This window comes from Paenibacillus sp. JT31N7, assembly GCF_059692095.1.
In genome coordinates, this window is record NZ_JCAUAT010000010.1 from 81737 (window position 1) to 101789 (window position 20053).

Sequence of the window (20053 nt, forward strand, 5' to 3'; positions counted from 1 at the left end):
TTTAAACGCCGCCGTATTTGAACAGCGAAGAGAGAGAGCCGCCGTCGCTGACGATACGTACCGCATGCGAGAGCAGCGGAGCAACGGAGAGCACCTTGAAGCGTTCCGCGTGATCGTCCGGAATCGCCAGGGAATCGGTGATGACGACTTCACGGATGTTCGGGTGATCCAGACGCTGGAGAGCCGGGCCCGAGAATACCGCGTGAGTGGCGCAGACGTAGATATCGTTGGCTCCGCGTTCTTTCAGTCCTTCCACTACGTTTACGATCGTCGTGCCGGTGTCGATCAGATCCTCGATGATGATCGGCGTACGGCCTTTGACGTCCCCGATCACGTGAGTAACGACCGATTCGTTGTGAGCCGGGCGTTTCTTGAACATCATCGCAAACGGAGCATCGAGAATGTTGGCAAGACGCTCGGCCGTCGTAGCGCGGCCTGCATCCGGAGATACGATGACGGGATCGACGATATTTTTCTTCGTGATGTAATCGCTGATAAGATCAAGAGCAGTCAGGTGATCTACCGGAATGTCGAAGAATCCTTGGATCGCCGGTGCGTGAAGGTCGATGGTAATAACGCGGTTCGCTCCTGCGGCACTGACCAGATCGGCGACAAGCTTCGCGGAAATCGGTTCGCGCGGCGCGGCTTTTCTCTCTTGACGGGAGTAACCATAGTAAGGCAGGATCAAGTTGATCGTGCGGGCGGATGCACGCTTGGCCGCATCCATCATAACCAATAGTTCCATAAGGTGTTCATTGATCGGATGGGAGAACGTTTGTACTAAAAATACATCGCAGTTACGGACACCTTCTTCATACAAACAATAAATTTCCCCGCTTTTGAAGCGAGACAGCTTGATTTTACCGAGCGGAACGCCCAGGTCGTCGCAAATGCTCTGTGTCAGCTTCGGGTTGGAAGAGCCGGAGAAAATTTTAATGTTGTTGAGATCCATGGTTATGGTTACCTCCGAAATGTTTTTGATTATTGGGACTGCAGACGGGTCAAACTTCTGTATAGAACGCTTCGCATGCGTTTTCATACGAAAGCGTTTTTTAGCGTGTAAGCGAGAAAAAAGATGCCCCCTCTGTCTAGTATCTAGTACCAGGGACATTCTCCTACCCCACCATTATACATGAAACTTGTCGAAATGAAAAAGCACAGAGGGACGCCAAATCGAGGTAATTGTGGCTAGTTTATGAACTTCGGAAACAAAAAGCGGCACCCGTTCCTCTAGCTGGCATATTTGCCTATAGAGTCGGATGCCGATCCCTTTATTTGGATTTGCTCATGTGGCGCCGCTCCAGCTCCGCCATGACATCGTCAAGCGGAAGCTTGGACTCGCGAAGAAGAACCATCAAGTGAAAAATCAGATCGCTCGTTTCGTACCGGAGCTCGTCGTGGTCCCGGTTTTTGGCCGCGATGATTACCTCTGCCGTTTCCTCGCCTACTTTTTTGAGAATTTTGTCGATTCCTTTCTCGAACAAGTAGGTCGTGTAGGCGCCTTCCGGTCTCTCGGCTTCACGGGAAGCGATAACCGATTCCAGCCTCGACAAAATGCCGAAACGGTCGGCGGAAGCAGGCACGGCTGCCGGTTCTGCGGTTACACCGGAATCTGCGCCGGCCACCTGAATTTCACCGCCGAAGCAGGTGTAAGATCCGGTGTGGCAGGCAGGTCCGGTCTGCTCCGCCAGCACCAGGAGCGTGTCCGCATCGCAGTCATACCGGAGAGATACCACGCGCTGAGTATGCCCCGAAGTAGCCCCCTTGTTCCAAAGCTCCTGCCGCGAGCGGCTCCAGAACCAGGTCGTGCCGGTGGCTACCGTTTTTTCAAGCGATTCTTTATTCATATAAGCCAGCATCAGAACGTCTTTGCTGATGGCATCCTGTACAATAACGGGAACGAGACCCTGCGAATCGTAGCGGATGCTGTCCAGTTGTGTGCCTGTCATCGAATCTCCACTCCTTTTTTCTTCAAGCTCTCTTTAACGCCCTGCACCGTCAGTTCTTTATAATGAAAGATCGTGGCGGCCAGACCCGCATCGGCGCGGCCTTCGGTGAAAACTTCGTAGAAATGTTCTTCATTTCCGGCACCACCGGACGCGATAACGGGGATCCCGACAAATCCGGAAACCGCCTTGGTCAAAGCCAGATCGAACCCGTCCTTCGTCCCGTCCGCATCCATGCTGGTAAGAAGCAGTTCGCCGGCGCCCGCCGTCTCCATCCGCTTCGCCCACTCGACAGCCCGGATGCCGGATGCCGTCCGGCCCCCGTGCGTATAGACTTCCCACTCGCCCCATTCAGGGTTGAACTTGGCATCGATAGCGACGACAATGCACTGGGACCCGAATTTGCGGGCTCCGTCCGATACAAGCTGCGGATTCTTGACCGCGGCCGTGTTGATACCGATTTTGTCCGCGCCGGCCCGGAGCAGACGCTTCATATCGTCGGTAGTCGAAATTCCTCCGCCGACCGTGAACGGGATCGTGATTTCGCCGGCCGTTTTTTTCACGACCTCCACCATCGTCGCCCGTCCCTCAACCGAAGCCGAAATATCCAGGAAAACGAGCTCGTCGGCGCCTTCGCGGTCATAAATGGAAGCAAGCTCGACCGGATCGCCCGCATCTCTCAAATTCACGAAATTTACACCCTTGACGACCCGGCCGTCCTTCACGTCCAGACAGGGAATAATCCGTTTAGCCAGCATTCTGACTTCCCCCTTTACCTCTATACCACCCTATATGAGAGCACCTTGATGCGTTCGCGCCCCAAGCCTAAACCAGCTTCAGCGCTTCCTCAAGCCGGATGCTGCCTGTGTACAGCGCCTTGCCGACAATCGCGCCGCCCACGCCATTCGCAGCCTCGGCGGCAAGCCGCTCCAGGTCTTCCGGCCGGCTCACGCCGCCCGAAGCAATAACCGTCTGGCCCGAAACCTTAGCCAGGCGTACGATAGCCTCCACATTCGGCCCGCCCATCATGCCGTCCCGTGAAATATCGGTGAAAATAAACGTCTTGGCTCCATGCTCGGCAAGCTGAACAGCTAAATCCTCCGCTTTTACCGAGGAAGTTTCAAGCCAGCCCCGGGTCGCGAGGAAACCATCCCGCGCGTCCAGGCCGATGGCGACGTTCTCACCGTGTTTAGCCAGCAGAGACTGGACGAAAGCCCGGTCTTCGATGGCCGCTGTCCCGAGAATGACACGGGATACGCCCAGCGACAGCAGACGGTCCACATCCTCTTCCGTACGGAGTCCGCCCCCCACCTGGACCGGAACTTTCACCGTACGTGCGATTTCGCCGATCAGCTTGTCGTTAACCGGCTTGCCTGCCTTCGCACCGTCCAGGTCGACCAGATGAATCCACTGTCCGCCTTGAGCTTCCCAAGCTTGTGCGACCTCAAGAGGATTCTCGTTATAGATTGTTTCCTGATTATAATCGCCTTGAACGAGACGGACGCATTTGCCGTCCCGGATATCGATTGCCGGATAAATAATAAAGGACATTATTCGTTACCTCCACCTGATAGGCCGCAGGGCCGGTTAATCTTAGGACCTCGCCTTGCTTTGACAAAGCCCTACGAAATTTTGAAGCAGCCGCATGCCCAGCTCACCGCTTTTTTCCGGATGAAACTGCATGCCGAAGACAGAATCTCTTCCTACTACAGCCGTGACCGGCTGATGATAATCCGTGACAGCCAGAAGATCCTCCTGACGCTCCGGCTTCACATGATAAGAATGAACAAAATAAACGTGGCCCTCTTCAAGCCCTTCCAAAAGCGGACCGGACTGCTTGAACTCCAGCCGGTTCCAGCCCATATGCGGCACCTTGTAGTCCCCCCGGAACCTCACTACTTGACCGGGCAGCAGATTGAGGCCTTCATGCTCTCCGTACTCTTCGCTGGAGGTAAAAAGCAGCTGCATGCCGAGGCAAATCCCGAGCAGCGGCTTACCCTCAGCGGTCTGTTCGCGCAGAAGCCGGTCGAGACCGAGCGAGCGGAGCTGCTCCATCGCGTCGCCGAACGCTCCTACTCCGGGCAGAATGAGGCCGTCGGCCTCCGCCAGAATCCCCGGATCGGACGTAACTGTTGACTCGCATCCGAGACGTTCCACGGCCTTGCTCACACTATGCAGGTTGCCCATGCCGTAATCGATGATGGCAATCATGCTTAGAGAACTCCCTTCGTCGAAGGTACTCCCTTAACACGGGGATCGATGGAAGTGGCTTCATCCAGAGCGCGTCCTAACGCTTTGAATACCGCTTCGATCATGTGATGCGTGTTCCGGCCGTAATGAACAATGACATGAAGCGTAATCCGGGCCTCCAAAGCAAACTTCCACAAGAACTCGTGAACCAGCTCCGTCGTGAAACTTCCGACCTGCTGGGAAGGATACTCCGCCCGGTATTCGAAATGAGGCCGGTTGCTGACATCGATGATAACCTGCGCAAGCGCCTCATCCATCGGGATAAATACGCTGGCGTAACGCTTGATGCCCTTCTTGTCCCCCAGAGCTTCCCTGAGCGTCTGACCGAGACAGATGCCGATGTCCTCTACCGTGTGGTGATCGTCAATGTCAACGTCTCCGCGAGCTTGAACTTTAAGATCGAACTGGCCGTGCTTGGCAAACAGATCGAGCATATGGTTCAGAAAAGGAACATCCGTCTCCAGCTCCGAGACACCGGTTCCGTCCACGCCGAACGCCAGTTCGATGTCGGTTTCGTTCGTTTTGCGCGCTACGCTGGATACGCGTGCCCGGGAAACGGGTTCCGTGACGGACAAGCCTTCACCTGCGCCAGTGTCTACCGCATCCGCATTTAATGCATCCGCTTTAACCGATCCACCGGGGTTACCGCCTTCCAGCCCCGCTTGTTTTGCGTTCTTGTCCACTTGTTCAGCCATGAAAGTTCCCTTCTTTCTGCAATCGAACTTGTATCGCTCTGGCATGCCCTTCGAGCCCTTCGTTGCGGGCGAGCGTCATAATCTGCTCTCCGTTTGCAAGGAGAGCTTCCTTGCTATACGAAATCACACTGGATTTTTTAATAAAATCGTCGACATTCAGCGGCGAGGAGAAGCGGGCCGTCCCGTTCGTCGGCAGCACGTGATTCGGTCCGGCGAAATAATCGCCGACCGGCTCCGGGCTGTACGCGCCGAGGAAGATCGCTCCGGCGTTCTCGATTCGCGGCAGCACCGCGAACGGGTCGCCCACGAGCAGCTCCGTGTGCTCCGGAGCAATCGCGTTGACGACGCGGATGCCCTCGTCGAGATCCCCGACGAGGACGATCGCGCCCTTGTTCGCCGTGGAAACCTCGGCGATCGCTTTGCGCGGCAGCACCTGCAGCTGCCGCTCCACTTCTCCGCGCACCTGCTCGGCGAGCTCGCGTGACGGCGTCACCAGAATAGCCGGTGACAGCTCGTCATGCTCCGCCTGGGCCAGCAGGTCCGCGGCGATATATTCGGGGTCCGCCGACTCGTCGGCCAGGACCACGATGTCGGTCGGCCCGGCAATCATGTCGATATCGACGACGCCGAATACGGCGCGCTTCGCGAGTGCGACGTAGATATTGCCGGGTCCGACGATCTTGTCAACGGCACGGATCGTATCCGTGCCGTACGCGAGCGCCGCGACGGCCTGCGCGCCGCCGACGCGGTAGATCTCCCGCACGCCGGCCTCGGCTGCCGCCACCAGGATGTGCGGGTTGATGCCCTGCTCCCCGGCGGTAGCAGGCGGTGTCACCATCACGATCTCGGGAACGCCGGCGACGACTGCCGGGATCGCGTTCATGAGCACCGATGACGGGTAAGCCGCCTTCCCTCCGGGGACGTACAAGCCGACGCGCTGCAGCGGCCGGATGATCTGGCCCAGCAGGGACCCGTTGTCCTGCAGGTCCATCCAGGATACGCGTTTCTGCTTTTCGTGAAACGCGCGGATGTTGGCGGCGGCTTGACGCAGCGCCTTCAGAAACTCGGCGTCCACCCGTTCGTACGCCGCCTGGATCTCGGCTTCGTCGACACGCAGTTCCCGGAGGTCGACACCGTCGAACTTCTTGGACAGCCGCCGGAGAGCCTCATCGCCTTCGCTGCGTACAGCGGCGATGATCGATTGTACGGCGTCGTTCTGTTCCGCCGTCCCGTAATCCACTTCCCGGGCGAGTTCAAACTCTTCCGCAGGCACGATTTTCATGCGCAATCATCCTTTCGTAACGCCGGCTTTCGCCTGCTGATCATTTCGTTTTTATAACGCTATATGTCACTCGTTATCGGATAATAGTCTCTCACTCCGGCAATGCGATCGTTGCCTGCAAGGCATCGCAAAGCTTCTGAATCTGGTCGTTTTTCATCCGGTAGCTGACGCGGTTCGCGATAAGCCGGCTCGTGATCGGGAATATTTCCTCGTATTCGACCAATCCGTTCTCCTGCAGGGTCTGGCCGGTTTCGACCATGTCGACGATCCGGTCGGCCAAGCCGATCAGCGGAGCCAGTTCAATCGAGCCGTTCAGCTTGATGACCTCGACCTGCTGCCCTCTTTCCCTGAAATACTGGGAAGCTACCTGGGGATATTTCGTCGCAACGCGGGGATTCAGAACGGGCTGCCAGTCCGGCAGTGCGATAACGGACATCCGGCAGCGGGCGATACCGAGATCAAGCAGCTCGTAGACATCCCGGTTTTCTTCCATCAGCACGTCCTTGCCCACCACTCCGATATCCGCCACGCCGTACTCGACATAAGTCGGAACATCGACGGGTTTGGCGAGAATGAATTCCATGTTGGCTTCCGGAAAGGTAACGATCAGTCTTCTGGAATCGTCACCGCTATCTTCAGGCATCGGCAATCCCGCTCGGCGGAAAAGTTTGAATGCCTGTTTATATATACGCCCCTTGGGCATGGCTACCTTAAGCATTTCCTGCATGCCTTCAGCCTCCTGTCAGCAGCCTCTGTCGAAGCTAAATGATTGCGGGACCTGGTACGGCGCGTAAGCCGCAAGCAAGCCCGCTCTATAACCGGGAAGGCCGGTTTGAACGGCCTGAATCGTTTGTTTTATCGCATCGTCAACCCGTTTAGGCTGCCGCATTCGTATGATTTAACAGCTCTATACCGGCGAATTTATCAACTCGGGCGCTGAAATTTAATCCGTCAGATAGAGCAGGACGTCCGAATAGACGTTTCCTTCGTACCGGTAATGGCCCTGCTCCAGTTTGTGCAGTGCTGCCGGATCCCAGGGCGTAACCGATCCGGTTCCCGTATGGCGGGTTACAACGACCTTTCCGGGAAGGGCTCTCAGCTCCCTGGCTTTGCCCAGCGCTTCACCGCGACGGGATTCTCCGTATACGATCAGGACCCGTTCCTGCTGCTTGCGGACCGCATCTCCCGCCGCTTCCAGAATGCGGTTCGTCTTCAAGGCAAAGCCCGTTGCCGGTGCAGGACGTCCGAATTGAGCGAGCAGATTGTCATATCTGCCCCCGCTGCACAGCGGGAATCCGAGATCCGCGGCGTACCCTTCGAACGTAAGACCCGTATAGTAAGAAAAATTCCCGATCATCGACAGATCGATCAGCACATGCTCGCTTACCCCGTAAGCCTCCAGAACGTTCCATACCTCGCACAGATGGGCGATAGCCGCCTGCGCCGTCGGATCGGAAGTTACGCTGAGTGCCTGTTCGCAGATGTCTTTGCCTCCGCGCAGCCGGAGGATGCTCTCCAGTTCGCCGCGCCGGGCTTCGTCCACACCCAAACGCCGGATGGCCGTCCGGTAACCGACGTAATCCCGGCCGAGCAGGCAGCTTTTAAGCTCTTCCTGGGCTTCGGGATGGTCTTTGAGCGTTTCTCCGAACAAGCCGTGTAAAAACCCGACATGCCCCAAAGCAAACTTAAACGTTTTTACGCCTGCGGCCTGTAAGGAGGCAATCGCCAAAGCCACTACTTCGGCATCCGCTTCCGCGGACGGGTCGCCCACGAGCTCCACCCCGGTCTGCACGAATTCCGAATCGCGTCCGGCTTCTTCCTCCATCGCCCGGAAAACATTCCCGTGATAGCTGAGACGGAGCGGAAGAGGCTCATCCCGCAGAAGAGAGGAAACCACCCGCGCGATCGGGGCCGTCATGTCGGAACGAAGTACAAGCGTTTTCCCGTTGCGGTCCAGCAGCTTGAACTGTTTCCGGTCTTCGATGGAGCTGGCCATCCCTACCGTATCGTAAAATTCCAGCGTCGGAGTCACGATTTGACTGTAGCCCCACCGTTCCATGCAGTCCAGCACGCTGAACTCGATCTCGCGGCTTCTCGCTACCGATTCCGGAAGGAAATCTTTAAAACCCGTAGGCTTTTCAAACACTTTCGGTTTAGACATTCATGTTCCTCCTTGCCCTGCCGGTACACCTCTATTTTCAAAACGCTTTAGCACGCTACCATACTACCAAATTGAAGGATATCCGTTAGTTTATCACGGAATGTCAGAGGCGTCAATTTGCAGATTCATTCCCATTCGTTTCTCGGAGGCCAATGTCCTCTTCGCTTCAAACAAAAAAACAGTTCTCTTCTTAAGAAGATGAACTGTTTTTATTTGAGCTATTGACGTAAGCCGTGTCCGACCCCGTATTTTCCGCTGACGTTCCTAAAACTCGGGCTTCTTCATGATCGGAAGCTCCCGTCCGGATAATCTGAAGCGGATTACCCGCTACGAAGCTGTATGGCTCCACATCCTTATGAACGACGGAGCCCGCGCCGATTACCGCGCCATCCCCTATCGTTACACCGGGTAGAATGGTCGTGTTCGCCCCGACCATCACATTCGAGCCGATCCGTACTTCACCCAGCCGGTATTCCTTGATCAAATACTCATGAGCCAGAATCGTTGTGTTGTACCCGATGATCGAGTTGCGGCCGATCTTTATTTTTTCCGGAAAAAATACATCCACCATCACCATCAAAGCGAAAGCGGTGTGTTCTCCCACCTCCATGCCCAGCATGCGGCGGTAGATCCAATTTTTAACCGAAAGCGAGGGACAGTAACGGCTGATTTGTATCCAGACGAAATTTTTAACCGCTTTCCATTTGCTGACCGTCCGGTAAATCTGCCATAAGGCGTTAGGTCCGTCAACCGGGTATCTGTCGGTTTTCCTCAAACACTTTCCTCCGTAATCCCGAAAATCATATACAGCTCGCGCATATCCGCGATCAAATGTTCCGGATGGTACTGTTCCAGGTAGGCCTGGCCCTTCAAAGACCAGTTGACGGCTACGGCATCAACACCTGCGGCTTTGGCCGCTTCGATGTCGTAATGGCTGTCCCCCACCATGACGGCTTCCTCCGCCGTTGAGCCCAGTTCATGGAGAGCCTTCCTGATTCCTTCCGGGTCCGGCTTCGCGTTCGTAACATCATCGACGGTCACAATACTTTGGATGTACGGCAGCAGTTCGCAAAGCTCCAGGCCCAGCATGGTTGTCAGCCTGATTTTACTGGTTACGACGCCGATTTTGACTCCGTAGGCATGCAGCTTGGCCATTACCTCTTTTACATAAGGAAAAGGTCTCACCAGCTCGTCATGGTGCTTAAGATTATAAGACCGGTAAAGAGTCAGAAGATCCGTCACTTCATCCAGTCCGCTGAAAAACTGGAGCTGCTCAATGAGAGGGCGCCCCATGTGGGGAATGATGTTGTCTCTTGTAAACAGCTCGGGCGTCTTTCCTTCCAGCGCATGCAGGAACGACTGGATAATGAGCTCGTTGGTGTCCAGAATAGTTCCGTCCAAATCAAACAATACCGTATGCTTCATGCTGTGCTCCTTATTATCAAGAGTTCTGTCCTGTTTTCAATGACTTGTATTGGCCGAAGCCGGTGTCCCGCCGATTTTCTCGATCGGATCGCTGTACTTGGTTTTCGCATAACCCATACGGCGGCGCAGGACGATGATGATAATGGCCGCGATAATGATCAGCACGGCAAGAAGCTGGGAAATACGGATGTTGCCTCCGTATGTCATCGTTCCCGCTTCACCGAACAGTAGGGACATCGGCGACCACAGTCCGTTCAGCAGGGAAGCCAGCCATGCCGGTCCCGTGAAATCAAGGCTGTCCGTACGCAGGCCTTCGATGAAGAAGCGGCCCAGCGAATACCAGATGAAGTAGCTCATGAACAACTCGCCCGCACGAAGAAACGGACGGCGGCGCAGCCAGAAGAGCAGCAGCAGCCCGACAAAATTCCATACCGATTCATACAGAAAAGTGGGATGATAGAAAATGCCTTCGATATTCATCTGGTTCACGATCCAGTCGGGCAGGTGAAGCGTGCTGCGCAGGAAAGATTCGCTGACCGGGCCGCCGTGGGCCTCCTGGTTAACGAAATTGCCCCAGCGGCCGATCATTTGGCCGACAATGAGTCCCGGAGCGCAAATGTCCGCGATCCGCCAGAACGAATATCCTTTGCGGCGGACATAAATTAGCGCTGCGATAATGGCACCGATCAGGGCGCCGTAAATGGCGATTCCCCCGTGCCAGATGGCGATGATTTCGCCCAGATTGTTTTTGTAGTTTTCCCATTGGAAGGCCACGTAATAAATACGAGCGGCCACAATGGCAGACGGTACTCCGATCAGCAGCAGATCCATGAAAAATTCGGGCTGCAGCTTAAAGCGCTTGCCCTCCCGAATGACAAGCAGCAGCCCGATCAGGGCCGCCGTGCCTAATATAATGCCGTACCAATGCACGGAAATCGGGCCTAGCTTAAAAGCGACTGGATTTAGCATAAACGGTCGATATCCTCCTATTCCTTACCTGTGGGTATGAACCGGCTCTCAGTCCATGTCGTCCAAATCTTCGGCCAGCGTTTCCGTCAGCTTGTTAGTGAACTGCAGGGCCGCGTTGAAGCCCATCCGCTTGAGCCTGTAGTTCATCGCCGCAACTTCGACGATGACCGCCAAGTTCCGTCCGGGACGAACCGGGATAGTGATCAGCGGAACATCCGCCTCAATAATCCGGGTCGTTTCTTCATCCAGTCCGAGGCGGTCGTACTGTTTATCCTGCTGCCAGGTTTCCAGACGAGCCACGACGGATATTTTCTTGACATTCCGCACCGCTCCCGCACCGAACAGCGTCATCACGTTAATGATGCCGACGCCGCGGATTTCAAGCAAATGGCGGATCAGGTCAGGCGCGTTCCCGTACAGCATGTAATCGGCCGTCTGGCGTATTTCGACGGCATCGTCCGCTACCAGGCGGTGGCCCCGTTTGACCAGTTCAAGCGCCGTTTCGCTTTTCCCGATTCCGCTGCCTCCCGTAATCAGCATTCCGACGCCGTACACATCCACCAATACACCGTGAATGGTAGTGGAGGGAGCAAGCTTGTTTTCCAGGAAGTTGGTCAGCCGGCTGGCGAGAATGGTGGTCGCTACCTGACTGCGAAGAACCGGAAGCTGGTGCTTCTTCGCTTCCTCTACCAGTTCCGCGGGAATATCCAAACCGCGGGTGACGATAATGCAGGGCGTCTCTTCGCTTGCGCAGAGCTGTTCGGCACGGTGCAGACGGACCGTTTCGTCCAGCGTTTCGAAGAAGGACATCTCGGTACGTCCCAGCAGTTGCACGCGTTCCTGCGGATGATAATTGAAATAGCCCGCCATTTCCAGACCGGGCCGGTAAAGATCGGCAACCGTTACGGTCCGCTTTAACCCGTCTTCGCCGCAAATGACTTCCAGGTTGTAATGTTCAACCAGCTCAGACACTCTCACTTTTTTGCCCATCGTTCATTCCCCTTTGTTTTCCCAATAGTTCCATCGTAATTCAACTGCCGGGTGAAAATCAACCTGCCGGCCGGACAGCCGGAATACTGCTGCACAGGTGTTACTTCGGCATCGTATTCTAAGCCCGCCTGCTCAACCCCTAATACGTCAAAAAAGCCAGTCACGATGGACTGGCTTTTAATTGATGATTCTTACGAGTTCAGAAGAATGGAGTTCGTCGTTTCTTTATCGAAGAAATGAACTTTGTTCATGTCCAGAGCAAGCTTCACGTTAGCGCCGTCTTTCAGACCGGAGCGGCCGTCAACACGCGCTACGATTGTACCTTCGCCGATACCGGCAAGGTGAACCTGCATTTCGTGACCCAGGTTCTCGGACACTTCGATCAGGGCGTTAACCACTGTCTTAGCGGAAGCTTCGAGGAACACAGGCTCATCGTGGATATCTTCAGGACGAATACCCAGAATAACTTCTTTGCTGGCATAGCCTTTGTCGCGAAGAACTTGAGCTTTGCCTTGCGGAATAATAACGTCTACGCCTTTGGCTTTGAAGTGAAGCTCTCCGCCTTGATCGCTAAGCGAACCGTTTACGAAGTTCATGGAAGGAGATCCGATGAAGCCCGCTACGAACATGTTAACCGGGAAGTTGTAGATCTCTTCCGGAGAAGCCGCCTGCTGGATGATGCCTTTGTCCATAACGACAATCCGGCTTCCCATCGTCATAGCTTCCGTTTGGTCATGCGTTACGTAGATGATCGTTACGCCGAGACGTTTGTGAAGTTTAGAAATTTCGGCACGCATTTGTACGCGAAGTTTAGCGTCCAAGTTGGAAAGCGGTTCGTCCATCAAGAAAACTTGAGGTTCACGGACGATTGCGCGGCCCAGGGCGACACGCTGACGCTGACCACCGGAAAGTGCTTTCGGCTTGCGGTCCAGAAGGTGTTCAATATCGAGAATTTTAGCCGCTTCACGCACGCGTGCGTCGATGTCGGCTTTTTTGAATTTACGGAGTTTAAGGCCGAACGCCATGTTCTGGTACACGTTCATGTGCGGGTACAGGGCGTAGGACTGGAATACCATCGCGATGTCGCGGTCTTTAGGAGCCACGTCGTTCACGAGACGGTCGCCGATGTACAGTTCGCCTTCGGAGATTTCTTCAAGACCGGCAATCATCCGCAGAGTTGTGGATTTACCGCAACCGGATGCTCCTACCAATACGAGAAACTCTTTATCTTGAATATCGAGATGGAAATCCTTAACGGTTGCTTCTTGGTTGCCTGGGTACCTCTTTACGATATGGTTAAGACGAACGCCTGCCATTGTTCATTCCCCCTGGTTCTTGAATGTTCTTGATTTGGAATCTGTACATTTATCTTAGCTTAAATGCCCGAAGACTGACTATGCACAATCTTCACAAAAAACTCACTTTCTTTTTGTTACTTTGTACAATACGAGCGCCAGCTTCACCAGGACGGCGTCATGGAAAGTTCTTACGTCCAGCCCCGTCTCGTTTTTGAACTTGTCCAGCCGGTATAAAAGCGTGTTGCGATGAATATACAGCTTTTTGGCCGTCTCGCTCACGTTGCAGTCCAGCGCAAAAAAACTCTCCAGCGTAGACTGCGTCTCCGCATCCATAGAATAATCCTTCAGCACATGTTCCAGAAACTGATGTTTCTCGGATTCGGGTATCGGGTGCAGTAGCTTTTCCATTTGTAAATGCCAAGGCGTGTGAATATTGTTCGTCACCTTGTACAACCGGCCGAGCATAATCGTCGAGCGCAGAGCCAGCATGGCCGCCAGAAGCGTCTGGGCAGGCTGGATGGGGTAGTGAACCCCAAGATGGCTTTCCCCTACCCATTCGGTAGCCAGCATGTCATGAAGTCCTGACGCCAGGGCATCGAGCATCTGCTCGGTGCTCTCTTCCTGAGTGTCCGTTTTGTCTTCCTGCCCCACTGTGAGCAGATAATCCGGCGCGAGAATCAGCCATTCTTTATCCAGCAATGGGATCAATATAATTTCCGCGTCAAAAAACGTCTCCAGCAGCCTTTTCAGCTCCCGGTAAGACGCCCGTACGTTCGAAGAATAGTCTCCATACAGGAGAAAAGGTATTTTGGTCGAATAAAGCCCGGCCTGGGAAGAAATCGTGTCGGGAACCTCCGCTTGGGTGTCGGTTTCGGCATGCTGCAGCAGCCATTCCCTGAGCGCGGAAAGCTTTTTCTCTTCTTCGAGCAGAAGAGTGCCGCTCTGCCTTTTCTCCGGCTGTGCGGATTCAATGAGCCACTCGACCAGATGTCGTTCGTCTCCGGCCAAGTTCCCCGCAGGAATAGACAAGGCATGGACTTGATTTCCTTCCCTGCTCAACAGGAAATATACTTCTTTTCCGATCAGCATACTGCTCTTATTCAGTGGCTGCCTGTCCCCGTTATTTTTCCCCGCGTTTCTTGTAAGGGCTTCCCACTCTTCCGGCGTCTTTGCAATCAGTTGGACCGGCCCTTTGCCGATCGACTCCAATTGTTCTTTCAGCCTTTCCCATTCCATCCGCATAGCTCCCTATCTGTGTAATATCGAGGCTGCCATGGTGCTTCCTATTATTGTAACACAGCTAAGTAAGCGTTTCACTTAAAGATGCCTTACTAAGCCCCGGATGCGGGATGCGGGATGCGGGTTCATACGCCCATGAGCACCACAATAATAGAAAGCAGGGAAAACAGAGCGCCGACCAGGTACAGGAAGGAAACCGTTTGAGTTTGGGACAGCCCCCACTGCATCAGGCTGTGATGAGTATGAAGCTTATCGGCCCGGTGCAGCCCTCCGCCCTTGAGAAGTCGTCTCGTAAACACGATCACCGTATCCAGAATAGGAACGCCAAGCGCCAGTACGGGAACTAGGATGGAGACAAACGTGGCACTTTTGAACGCTCCGTCCACAGCGACGACCGCAATCGTATACCCCAGGAAAATCGCGCCCGCGTCGCCCATAAAAATTTTGGCGGGATAAAAGTTGAACGCCAGAAAAGCCAGGCAGGCTCCGACCAGAATTCCCGCAATCAAAGCGGAATCCTCCTGCCTTTTGACAATGGCCGCCACAAGCAGCCCCAGAGAAGCGATCGTTACGATCCCCGAGGCGAGCCCATCCACCCCGTCAATGAAATTAATCATATTCGTTATCCCGAAAATCCAAGCCATCGTACCGAGCCACACAAGCCAGACCGGGAAGAAAATCATGCCGCTGAAATGAAGGTTCGATACCCCGATAATTTGAATGCCGAATAAAAGCGGCACCGCGGACACCGCGATATAAATGATCAGCCTCGGCCAGACAGGGAAATCCTTGCTCCGGGTTTTAAACCAGTCGTCCGTCAGGCCGGTCAGCATAAGGATCGTTCCGCCGATCAGCACCGCATAGGAAAGATTGCCGTTACGGCCGAACAATATAATAGCCGCCGCGCACGCGATGTAAATCGCCACTCCTCCCAGCAGGGGGATAGGGGCGGCATGAATTTTACGGGTAGACGGCCGGTCGACAAACCCTGCTTTTACAGCGATCCGCTTCATGACGGGTACCAGCAGCGCTACCAGAATAAAGCTGGTCAGCATGGGGATTAGATAGTGCATACGCTCGATTCCTCCTGCCTATCGTTACCCTCACGGATGACGATGGATAAATGGCTTTTACCGCATCTGTTAGCGTCTCCCAATCGAATTCCGCCCATACTTGCCGCCCTTTGGTAAAGGTTTGGACCGCCAACCTGCTTAAAACCATGAGAACATTTTATAAAAAACGAGTTAACTCCCCCCTTTATGGAAAAAATGAGGAAAGAACTCACATTTACAAGCGGATGTTCAAAACGAAACAAAGGAGATCCCCTATACTATGATCTGGAACAGCTGGACGTTAGACCGGTCCGTTATTTTGTTTACGGCTTTCGCTTATTTGTTTATCGCGGCTCAAGTAACCTTGTCCCATTACCGGCAAAATTTTCACCGCAAAGTCATGCTGATTCCCGTTACTACCGCTCCTCTGTACTTTCTGGTTGGACTGCTCGCGGTTCTCCTAAACCGGACTTGGCTGCTCCAACTTTTTCATATCGGCATGTGGCTGGGGATTATTACGGGATTATACGGGCTGTATCTTCATATCCGGGGAGTGGGCAAGCGCGTCGGGGCTTATGCGTTCCGCAATTTCCTTATCGGCCCTCCCGTCCTGATGCCTCTGCTGTATTCGACTCTCGGCGTCCTCGGGTTAATCGCCGTCTATGGAAGGTGACTTTTATGAGAAAAATGCCGAAATACCCTTCTTTCGATGTCATGAAGGAGCAAAACCACTGGGATCCCCACACACGGTCTATCGTCACCACCCGCTTGCGGCGGCGCCGTGAATATCGGCTGTTAACGCTGCTCGAGGCGGAACAGCTCAGAAGCGTATGCTCGCTTCTTGTCGACGACGACCGATCCGAAATCCTGACTTACGTGCTGGAGCATATAGATGACACTTTGTACCGGCAAAAGGAAGAAGGCCAGAGAGGACCCGATACTCCTCCTCAGTCCGAATTAATCCGCAAAGGGCTGGAGGCACTTGAAACCATGTCGCACGGATTTCATGCGAGACCCTTTCAACAGCTGTCGCCAGCGGAACAGAAGGAGCTGCTCACGAATGTTGCCGAGGTTCGTTTGTCCCTGCGCGGCGATTGGCCGGCTCCCGTGCAGAAAGCCTTCTTCAACAGGCTGCTCGCGCTGACCGTGGAAGCTTACTATTCTCACCCCCTAATTTGGTCTGAAATTGGATACGCAGGTCCTGCCTATCCAAGAGGTTACATCCGGGCAGACCGGGGGCATCTTGATCCGTGGGAGGCGAAACCGGAACGATGAAATGGAGCACTCAGTCGGAAACCGTCGATGTGGTCATTATCGGCGCAGGAGCGGCAGGCGGAGTTCTTGCACAGGAACTTAGCGAAGCCGGGCTGCAGGTCGTGGTGTTAGAAGCCGGACCGCTGCGGGATCCCCAAAGGGATTTTGCGAGCGACGAGCTGTCCATGCAGTTCCTCGGCTGGCAGGATACCCGGCTTGTCGACGGCAAGCACCCTCTAACGATGGGGCACAACAATTCAGGCTGGGGAGTGGGCGGCGGAACCCAGCATTTTACCGGGGTGTTTTTGCGATTCCATGAATCGGATTTCAAAACGAGATCCATAGACGGAGTCGGCGAGGATTGGCCTATCCACTATAAAGATTTGGAGCCGTACTACTCCCGGATCGAAAAAGAAATCGCGGTTTCGGGCCCCCGCCATTTTCCATGGGGGAATTTTCGCGGGCCTTATCCTTATCCGGAACGGGACCCCCTAAGTCCTAACGCCTATTTGTTTCAAAAAGGCTGCGAAAATTTGGGGATCCGCTCGGTTACAGCCCCTCTGGCCATTCTGTCTGCGCCATTTGAAGACAGGCCTCCGTGCATTAACCGGGGTTTCTGCCAGCAGGGCTGCATGCCTAATGCTAAATTCAGCACCCTCATTCAGCATATTCCGAAAGCCGTACAAGCAGGCGCTACTGTGATTACCGGTAGTAGGGTCACTCAGATCGAGACAGGGCCGGATGGAAAGGCTACCGGTGTTCTTTTTGTGAAAAAAGGAGTCGAATACCGTCAAAAAGCCAAACTCGTGATCGTATCGGCCTATGCGGTCGAAACGCCCCGCTTGCTGCTGAACTCTGCGAACAGCCGGTATCCGGACGGACTTGCCAACAGCAGCGGCTGGGTAGGCAAGGCTCTTATGACGCACAGCAGCCATGACGTGTATGCCAAGTTCGAGGAAGAAGTGCGGCTGTACAAGGGGACCCCTGTGCTGGCTACTACTCAGGAGTTTTACGAATCGGACCGGGGCCGCGGCTTTGCACGCGGGTACTCCCTCCATGCGCATGGCACGCGACCTCTCGCTTTCGCCCAAGGGATCGTCAAAACAGGCGACATCCCTGTCTGGGGAGCCCCGTTACGAGAGGCTATGCTGGACTACAATTTTTACGGCCGCGTGACACTCGTTGGAGAAGTCCTTCCGCAGGAGCACAACCGCGTTACGTTATCCGGCGAAAAAGATGCCTTCGGGCTGCCGAGAGCCAGGGTATCCTTTAGCTTCGGTGAAAACGACACCAGGCTCATCGAGCATGCGGTCTCGAACATGCAATCTATTCTGCGGGCTGCGGGAGGCACACCCGAATTTGTGGTACCAGACACCGCCCACCTGATGGGGGGCTGCCGGATGGGAAGCGACCCTTCGCGATCCGTCGTCAACTCGTTTGGTCAAACGCACGATATTCCGAATCTATTTATATGCGACGCCAGCATATTTGTCACGTCCAGCGGAGTGAATCCCACTAACACCGTAATGGCTTTAGCCGCGCGAACAGCCGATTACATCGTAAGTGAACTCATTTAAATCACTCTGAACAGTAGATTGCCTAACGATGCATGGCGGGCTATGAAAAGGTTCGAAATCGCGTCCAACGAAATTGCGCGCTGTTTCAGGCTTATTAACCGGTCCGCAACTCCTCCAAGGGAAGAAAGTGGCGATGTAGGCAATGCTCCTTGGCCGGTAAGTTTGCCTGTTATGAACGTGATGCGGCAATCGTCATCCAGTCGTTTATCCTGCTGCTTCCCCTTGTTCATGCTGCGCTGCCCGCCATCCAGGCACTTCCGCTGCTTTCCTCCTAACTGTAAGTAGCCACCGGGCGGCGATTCCATTACAATTAAAGGACGAAGCTATCCCTAACGAAGGAGGGTCATTACTAATGGCTATTGCAGAAATTACGGTTGTTCCTATAGGTACAGGCTCTACAAGCTTAAGTGAATATGTAGCTCATCTTCAAAAGGTACTGGACAACCAGCCTCTCCATTATGAGCTTACTCCAATGAGCACTATAATCGAAGGTCCCTTGGATCAACTCATGGAAGTCATCCTTAAGCTTCACGAAAGCCCCTTTGAAAACGGCGCCCAACGCGTCTCTACCTCCATCAAAATAGACGACCGCCGCGATAAAACAGCATCCATGCAGCAAAAACTCCAGTCCGTTGCCGACAAACTGGAGCAGCTTCAATAGCTGGGAAGCTATATTTAATGGCCGGCTGAAAACCTTATTCGATCGCCTTGAACCCGAGAGTCCCCGAATTGGATTCCCTTCACGACGAATATCCGAGGGATTCCAGCACGGATAGGCCTAGGCTTGGGGCTAGGCAGCGAAGTAAGATTCAAGTGGCATTTTTCCTCTCGCCGGCTAAAAAAGACAACAAAAAAAAGAGACCGTTAAGGTCTCTTTTTATATGAAGAGAATTGTTCACATGGCATGTGAGCCATGAAGGACTCGAACCTTCGACACCCTGATTAAAAGTCAGGTGCTCTACCAACTGAGCTAATGGCTCTTGGAAAAACTGGTGGAGGCTGATGGATTCGAACCACCGAACTCGTCAGAGAACAGATTTACAGTCTGCTGCGTTTGGCCACTTCGCTAAGCCTCCACAATACTGCCAAGCGCCGTTATTGACTAACTTGACTAAAAGTGGTGGCTCGGGACGGAATCGAACCGCCGACACGAGGATTTTCAGTCCTCTGCTCTACCGACTGAGCTACCGAGCCATACTATGAAATTGTCATACAAACTAAATGGCGGAGCTGACGGGATTCGAACCCGCGGTCTCCTGCGTGACAGGCAGGCATGTTAGGCCTCTACACCACAGCTCCATGTAAATTGGTTGCGGGGGCAGGATTTGAACCTGCGGCCTTCGGGTTATGAGCCCGACGAGCTACCGGGCTGCTCCACCCCGCGTCAAAAAAGCATATATGGTGGACGCTGACGGGATCGAACCGCCGACCCTCTGCTTGTAAGGCAGATGCTCTCCCAGCTGAGCTAAGCGTCCTTATCTAGTTGTTATGGTAGCGGCGGAGGGGCTCGAACCCCCGACCTCACGGGTATGAACCGTACGCTCTAGCCAGCTGAGCTACGCCGCCTTAATACTGGCGGAGAGAGAGGGATTCGAACCCTCGCACCACTTACGCAGTCTAACCCCTTAGCAGAGGGTCCCCTTGAGCCACTTGGGTATCTCTCCATTGTGTAAATAAACTTTTCAGGTTGCTCCCTGAAAACTAGCAGCGAAACGTGCAGTCGATCCATCCAAAGATCTTGCGGTGCATTCGTACGGCGGTTAGCCGAAGAGATGCTTCCGATGCGGCCTTCCTGTCGGAAAAACCTGTAGGTCAAGCCCTCGACCGATTAGTATTGGTCAGCTCCACACATTGCTGTGCTTCCACCTCCAACCTATCTACCTCGTCGTCTTCAAGGGGTCTTACATACTGGGAA

Annotated in this window: 21 protein-coding genes, 8 tRNA genes and 1 rRNA gene; 5 read left to right on the forward strand and 25 right to left on the reverse strand. The window is 54.2% G+C overall.

Annotated features, from left to right (window positions below; genetic code table 11):
* Nucleotide 1: 1 nt before the first annotated feature.
* From AC58P5_RS26465 to AC58P5_RS26540, 16 genes are all read right to left on the reverse strand, one after another.
* Nucleotides 2–952: a ribose-phosphate diphosphokinase gene (locus AC58P5_RS26465; protein ID WP_497391951.1), complete on the reverse strand. Its 951-nt coding sequence runs from the start codon at nucleotides 950–952 to the stop codon at nucleotides 2–4.
* Between the two features lie 319 nt (nucleotides 953–1271).
* Nucleotides 1272–1949: a bifunctional phosphoribosyl-AMP cyclohydrolase/phosphoribosyl-ATP diphosphatase HisIE gene (gene hisIE / locus AC58P5_RS26470; RefSeq protein ID WP_497391953.1), complete on the reverse strand. Its 678-nt coding sequence runs from the start codon at nucleotides 1947–1949 to the stop codon at nucleotides 1272–1274.
* Nucleotides 1946–2704: an imidazole glycerol phosphate synthase subunit HisF gene (hisF, locus tag AC58P5_RS26475; RefSeq protein ID WP_497391955.1), complete on the reverse strand. Its 759-nt coding sequence runs from the start codon at nucleotides 2702–2704 to the stop codon at nucleotides 1946–1948. The genes hisIE and hisF overlap by 4 nt, the downstream gene beginning before the upstream one ends.
* Nucleotides 2705–2771: 67 nt before the next feature.
* On the reverse strand, nucleotides 2772–3497 hold the full coding sequence (gene hisA / locus AC58P5_RS26480; protein ID WP_497391957.1) for a 1-(5-phosphoribosyl)-5-[(5-phosphoribosylamino)methylideneamino]imidazole-4-carboxamide isomerase: 726 nt from the start codon (nucleotides 3495–3497) through the stop codon (nucleotides 2772–2774).
* A 42-nt stretch (nucleotides 3498–3539) separates the two neighbouring features.
* Complete coding sequence (hisH, locus tag AC58P5_RS26485; protein WP_497391959.1) at nucleotides 3540–4157, reverse strand: imidazole glycerol phosphate synthase subunit HisH; 618 nt, start codon at nucleotides 4155–4157, stop codon at nucleotides 3540–3542.
* Between the two features lie 2 nt (nucleotides 4158–4159).
* On the reverse strand, nucleotides 4160–4891 hold the full coding sequence (gene hisB, locus AC58P5_RS26490; protein ID WP_497391961.1) for an imidazoleglycerol-phosphate dehydratase HisB: 732 nt from the start codon (nucleotides 4889–4891) through the stop codon (nucleotides 4160–4162).
* Nucleotides 4884–6173, reverse strand: coding sequence for a histidinol dehydrogenase (hisD, locus tag AC58P5_RS26495; protein WP_497391963.1), 1290 nt, complete (start codon nucleotides 6171–6173; stop codon nucleotides 4884–4886). Before hisD ends, hisB begins: the two co-directional genes overlap by 8 nt.
* 91 nt (nucleotides 6174–6264) lie before the next feature.
* Entirely contained in the window at nucleotides 6265–6900 is a 636-nt protein-coding gene (gene hisG, locus AC58P5_RS26500; protein ID WP_497391965.1) for an ATP phosphoribosyltransferase, read from the reverse strand.
* A gap of 216 nt (nucleotides 6901–7116) precedes the next feature.
* Complete coding sequence (locus tag AC58P5_RS26505) at nucleotides 7117–8334, reverse strand: ATP phosphoribosyltransferase regulatory subunit (protein WP_497391967.1); 1218 nt, start codon at nucleotides 8332–8334, stop codon at nucleotides 7117–7119.
* A gap of 190 nt (nucleotides 8335–8524) precedes the next feature.
* Nucleotides 8525–9109: an acyltransferase gene (locus tag AC58P5_RS26510; protein WP_497391969.1), complete on the reverse strand. Its 585-nt coding sequence runs from the start codon at nucleotides 9107–9109 to the stop codon at nucleotides 8525–8527.
* Nucleotides 9106–9759, reverse strand: a complete 654-nt coding sequence (gene ppaX / locus AC58P5_RS26515; RefSeq protein ID WP_497391971.1) for a pyrophosphatase PpaX — start codon at nucleotides 9757–9759, stop codon at nucleotides 9106–9108. Before ppaX ends, AC58P5_RS26510 begins: the two co-directional genes overlap by 4 nt.
* A gap of 36 nt (nucleotides 9760–9795) precedes the next feature.
* Nucleotides 9796–10728, reverse strand: coding sequence for a prolipoprotein diacylglyceryl transferase (gene lgt, locus AC58P5_RS26520; RefSeq protein ID WP_369999086.1), 933 nt, complete (start codon nucleotides 10726–10728; stop codon nucleotides 9796–9798).
* Between the two features lie 48 nt (nucleotides 10729–10776).
* Nucleotides 10777–11718, reverse strand: a complete 942-nt coding sequence (gene hprK / locus AC58P5_RS26525; RefSeq protein WP_042232344.1) for an HPr(Ser) kinase/phosphatase — start codon at nucleotides 11716–11718, stop codon at nucleotides 10777–10779.
* A 191-nt stretch (nucleotides 11719–11909) separates the two neighbouring features.
* A complete protein-coding gene (locus tag AC58P5_RS26530; RefSeq protein WP_497391974.1) occupies nucleotides 11910–13034 on the reverse strand; it encodes an ABC transporter ATP-binding protein in 1125 nt (374 codons plus the stop codon).
* A gap of 102 nt (nucleotides 13035–13136) precedes the next feature.
* Nucleotides 13137–14252 carry a PucR family transcriptional regulator gene (locus AC58P5_RS26535; protein ID WP_497391976.1) on the reverse strand — a complete coding sequence of 372 codons (1116 nt, stop codon included), beginning with the start codon at nucleotides 14250–14252 and terminating at the stop codon, nucleotides 13137–13139.
* 128 nt (nucleotides 14253–14380) lie between these two features.
* Nucleotides 14381–15328 (reverse strand): MraY family glycosyltransferase, encoded by a 948-nt coding sequence (locus AC58P5_RS26540; protein WP_497391978.1) that lies wholly within the window; start codon nucleotides 15326–15328, stop codon nucleotides 14381–14383.
* Nucleotides 15329–15587: 259 nt separating this feature from the next.
* Here AC58P5_RS26540 and AC58P5_RS26545 point away from each other — a divergent pair, with 259 nt between their 5' ends.
* The 5 genes from AC58P5_RS26545 to AC58P5_RS26565 all read left to right on the forward strand — a co-directional run bounded on the left by AC58P5_RS26545 (nucleotide 15588) and on the right by AC58P5_RS26565 (nucleotide 18799).
* Nucleotides 15588–15980 (forward strand): hypothetical protein, encoded by a 393-nt coding sequence (locus AC58P5_RS26545; protein WP_497391980.1) that lies wholly within the window; start codon nucleotides 15588–15590, stop codon nucleotides 15978–15980.
* Between the two features lie 5 nt (nucleotides 15981–15985).
* The gene (locus AC58P5_RS26550) at nucleotides 15986–16582 is read left to right on the forward strand and encodes a gluconate 2-dehydrogenase subunit 3 family protein (protein WP_497391982.1); all 597 of its coding nucleotides are present in this window, start codon (nucleotides 15986–15988) and stop codon (nucleotides 16580–16582) included.
* A complete protein-coding gene (locus AC58P5_RS26555) occupies nucleotides 16579–18138 on the forward strand; it encodes a GMC family oxidoreductase (protein WP_497391984.1) in 1560 nt (519 codons plus the stop codon). Before AC58P5_RS26550 ends, AC58P5_RS26555 begins: the two co-directional genes overlap by 4 nt.
* 149 nt (nucleotides 18139–18287) lie before the next feature.
* Nucleotides 18288–18413: a hypothetical protein gene (locus AC58P5_RS26560; RefSeq protein WP_497391986.1), complete on the forward strand. Its 126-nt coding sequence runs from the start codon at nucleotides 18288–18290 to the stop codon at nucleotides 18411–18413.
* 77 nt (nucleotides 18414–18490) lie between these two features.
* Nucleotides 18491–18799, forward strand: a complete 309-nt coding sequence (locus tag AC58P5_RS26565; protein WP_103998122.1) for an MTH1187 family thiamine-binding protein — start codon at nucleotides 18491–18493, stop codon at nucleotides 18797–18799.
* A gap of 246 nt (nucleotides 18800–19045) precedes the next feature.
* On the opposite strand, the gene AC58P5_RS26570 is transcribed toward AC58P5_RS26565, so the two are convergent.
* The 9 genes from AC58P5_RS26570 to AC58P5_RS26610 form a co-directional block, all read right to left on the reverse strand.
* Nucleotides 19046–19118: transfer RNA gene (locus AC58P5_RS26570), tRNA-Lys, on the reverse strand.
* 10 nt (nucleotides 19119–19128) lie between these two features.
* Nucleotides 19129–19214: transfer RNA gene (locus tag AC58P5_RS26575), tRNA-Tyr, on the reverse strand.
* A 42-nt stretch (nucleotides 19215–19256) separates the two neighbouring features.
* Nucleotides 19257–19332 (reverse strand) — tRNA-Phe (locus AC58P5_RS26580).
* A gap of 28 nt (nucleotides 19333–19360) precedes the next feature.
* Nucleotides 19361–19437: transfer RNA gene (locus AC58P5_RS26585), tRNA-Asp, on the reverse strand.
* An 8-nt stretch (nucleotides 19438–19445) separates the two neighbouring features.
* A tRNA-Met gene (locus AC58P5_RS26590) sits at nucleotides 19446–19522 on the reverse strand.
* A 15-nt stretch (nucleotides 19523–19537) separates the two neighbouring features.
* A tRNA-Val gene (locus AC58P5_RS26595) sits at nucleotides 19538–19613 on the reverse strand.
* Between the two features lie 14 nt (nucleotides 19614–19627).
* Nucleotides 19628–19704 (reverse strand) — tRNA-Met (locus AC58P5_RS26600).
* Nucleotides 19705–19711: 7 nt separating this feature from the next.
* Nucleotides 19712–19802, reverse strand: a tRNA-Ser gene (locus tag AC58P5_RS26605).
* Nucleotides 19803–19946: 144 nt separating this feature from the next.
* Nucleotides 19947–20053: ribosomal RNA gene (locus AC58P5_RS26610) — 23S ribosomal RNA — on the reverse strand; the annotation flags it as partial.

What these genes read in the sequence shown, in the direction of transcription:
- AC58P5_RS26465 (WP_497391951.1), bottom strand. Translation starts at nt 952, where the DNA reads ATGGATCTCAACAACATTAAAATTTTCTCCGGCTCTTCCAACCCGAAG.
- hisIE (WP_497391953.1), bottom strand. Translation starts at nt 1,949, where the DNA reads ATGACAGGCACACAACTGGACAGCATCCGCTACGATTCGCAGGGTCTC.
- hisF (WP_497391955.1), bottom strand. Translation starts at nt 2,704, where the DNA reads ATGCTGGCTAAACGGATTATTCCCTGTCTGGACGTGAAGGACGGCCGG.
- hisA (WP_497391957.1), bottom strand. Translation starts at nt 3,497, where the DNA reads ATGTCCTTTATTATTTATCCGGCAATCGATATCCGGGACGGCAAATGC.
- hisH (WP_497391959.1), bottom strand. Translation starts at nt 4,157, where the DNA reads ATGATTGCCATCATCGATTACGGCATGGGCAACCTGCATAGTGTGAGC.
- hisB (WP_497391961.1), bottom strand. Translation starts at nt 4,891, where the DNA reads ATGGCTGAACAAGTGGACAAGAACGCAAAACAAGCGGGGCTGGAAGGC.
- hisD (WP_497391963.1), bottom strand. Translation starts at nt 6,173, where the DNA reads ATGAAAATCGTGCCTGCGGAAGAGTTTGAACTCGCCCGGGAAGTGGAT.
- hisG (WP_497391965.1), bottom strand. Translation starts at nt 6,900, where the DNA reads ATGCAGGAAATGCTTAAGGTAGCCATGCCCAAGGGGCGTATATATAAA.
- AC58P5_RS26505 (WP_497391967.1), bottom strand. Translation starts at nt 8,334, where the DNA reads ATGTCTAAACCGAAAGTGTTTGAAAAGCCTACGGGTTTTAAAGATTTC.
- ppaX (WP_497391971.1), bottom strand. Translation starts at nt 9,759, where the DNA reads ATGAAGCATACGGTATTGTTTGATTTGGACGGAACTATTCTGGACACC.
- lgt (WP_369999086.1), bottom strand. Translation starts at nt 10,728, where the DNA reads ATGCTAAATCCAGTCGCTTTTAAGCTAGGCCCGATTTCCGTGCATTGG.
- hprK (WP_042232344.1), bottom strand. Translation starts at nt 11,718, where the DNA reads ATGGGCAAAAAAGTGAGAGTGTCTGAGCTGGTTGAACATTACAACCTG.
- AC58P5_RS26530 (WP_497391974.1), bottom strand. Translation starts at nt 13,034, where the DNA reads ATGGCAGGCGTTCGTCTTAACCATATCGTAAAGAGGTACCCAGGCAAC.
- AC58P5_RS26535 (WP_497391976.1), bottom strand. Translation starts at nt 14,252, where the DNA reads ATGGAATGGGAAAGGCTGAAAGAACAATTGGAGTCGATCGGCAAAGGG.
- AC58P5_RS26540 (WP_497391978.1), bottom strand. Translation starts at nt 15,328, where the DNA reads ATGCACTATCTAATCCCCATGCTGACCAGCTTTATTCTGGTAGCGCTG.
- AC58P5_RS26545 (WP_497391980.1), top strand. Translation starts at nt 15,588, where the DNA reads ATGATCTGGAACAGCTGGACGTTAGACCGGTCCGTTATTTTGTTTACG.
- AC58P5_RS26550 (WP_497391982.1), top strand. Translation starts at nt 15,986, where the DNA reads ATGAGAAAAATGCCGAAATACCCTTCTTTCGATGTCATGAAGGAGCAA.
- AC58P5_RS26555 (WP_497391984.1), top strand. Translation starts at nt 16,579, where the DNA reads ATGAAATGGAGCACTCAGTCGGAAACCGTCGATGTGGTCATTATCGGC.
- AC58P5_RS26565 (WP_103998122.1), top strand. Translation starts at nt 18,491, where the DNA reads ATGGCTATTGCAGAAATTACGGTTGTTCCTATAGGTACAGGCTCTACA.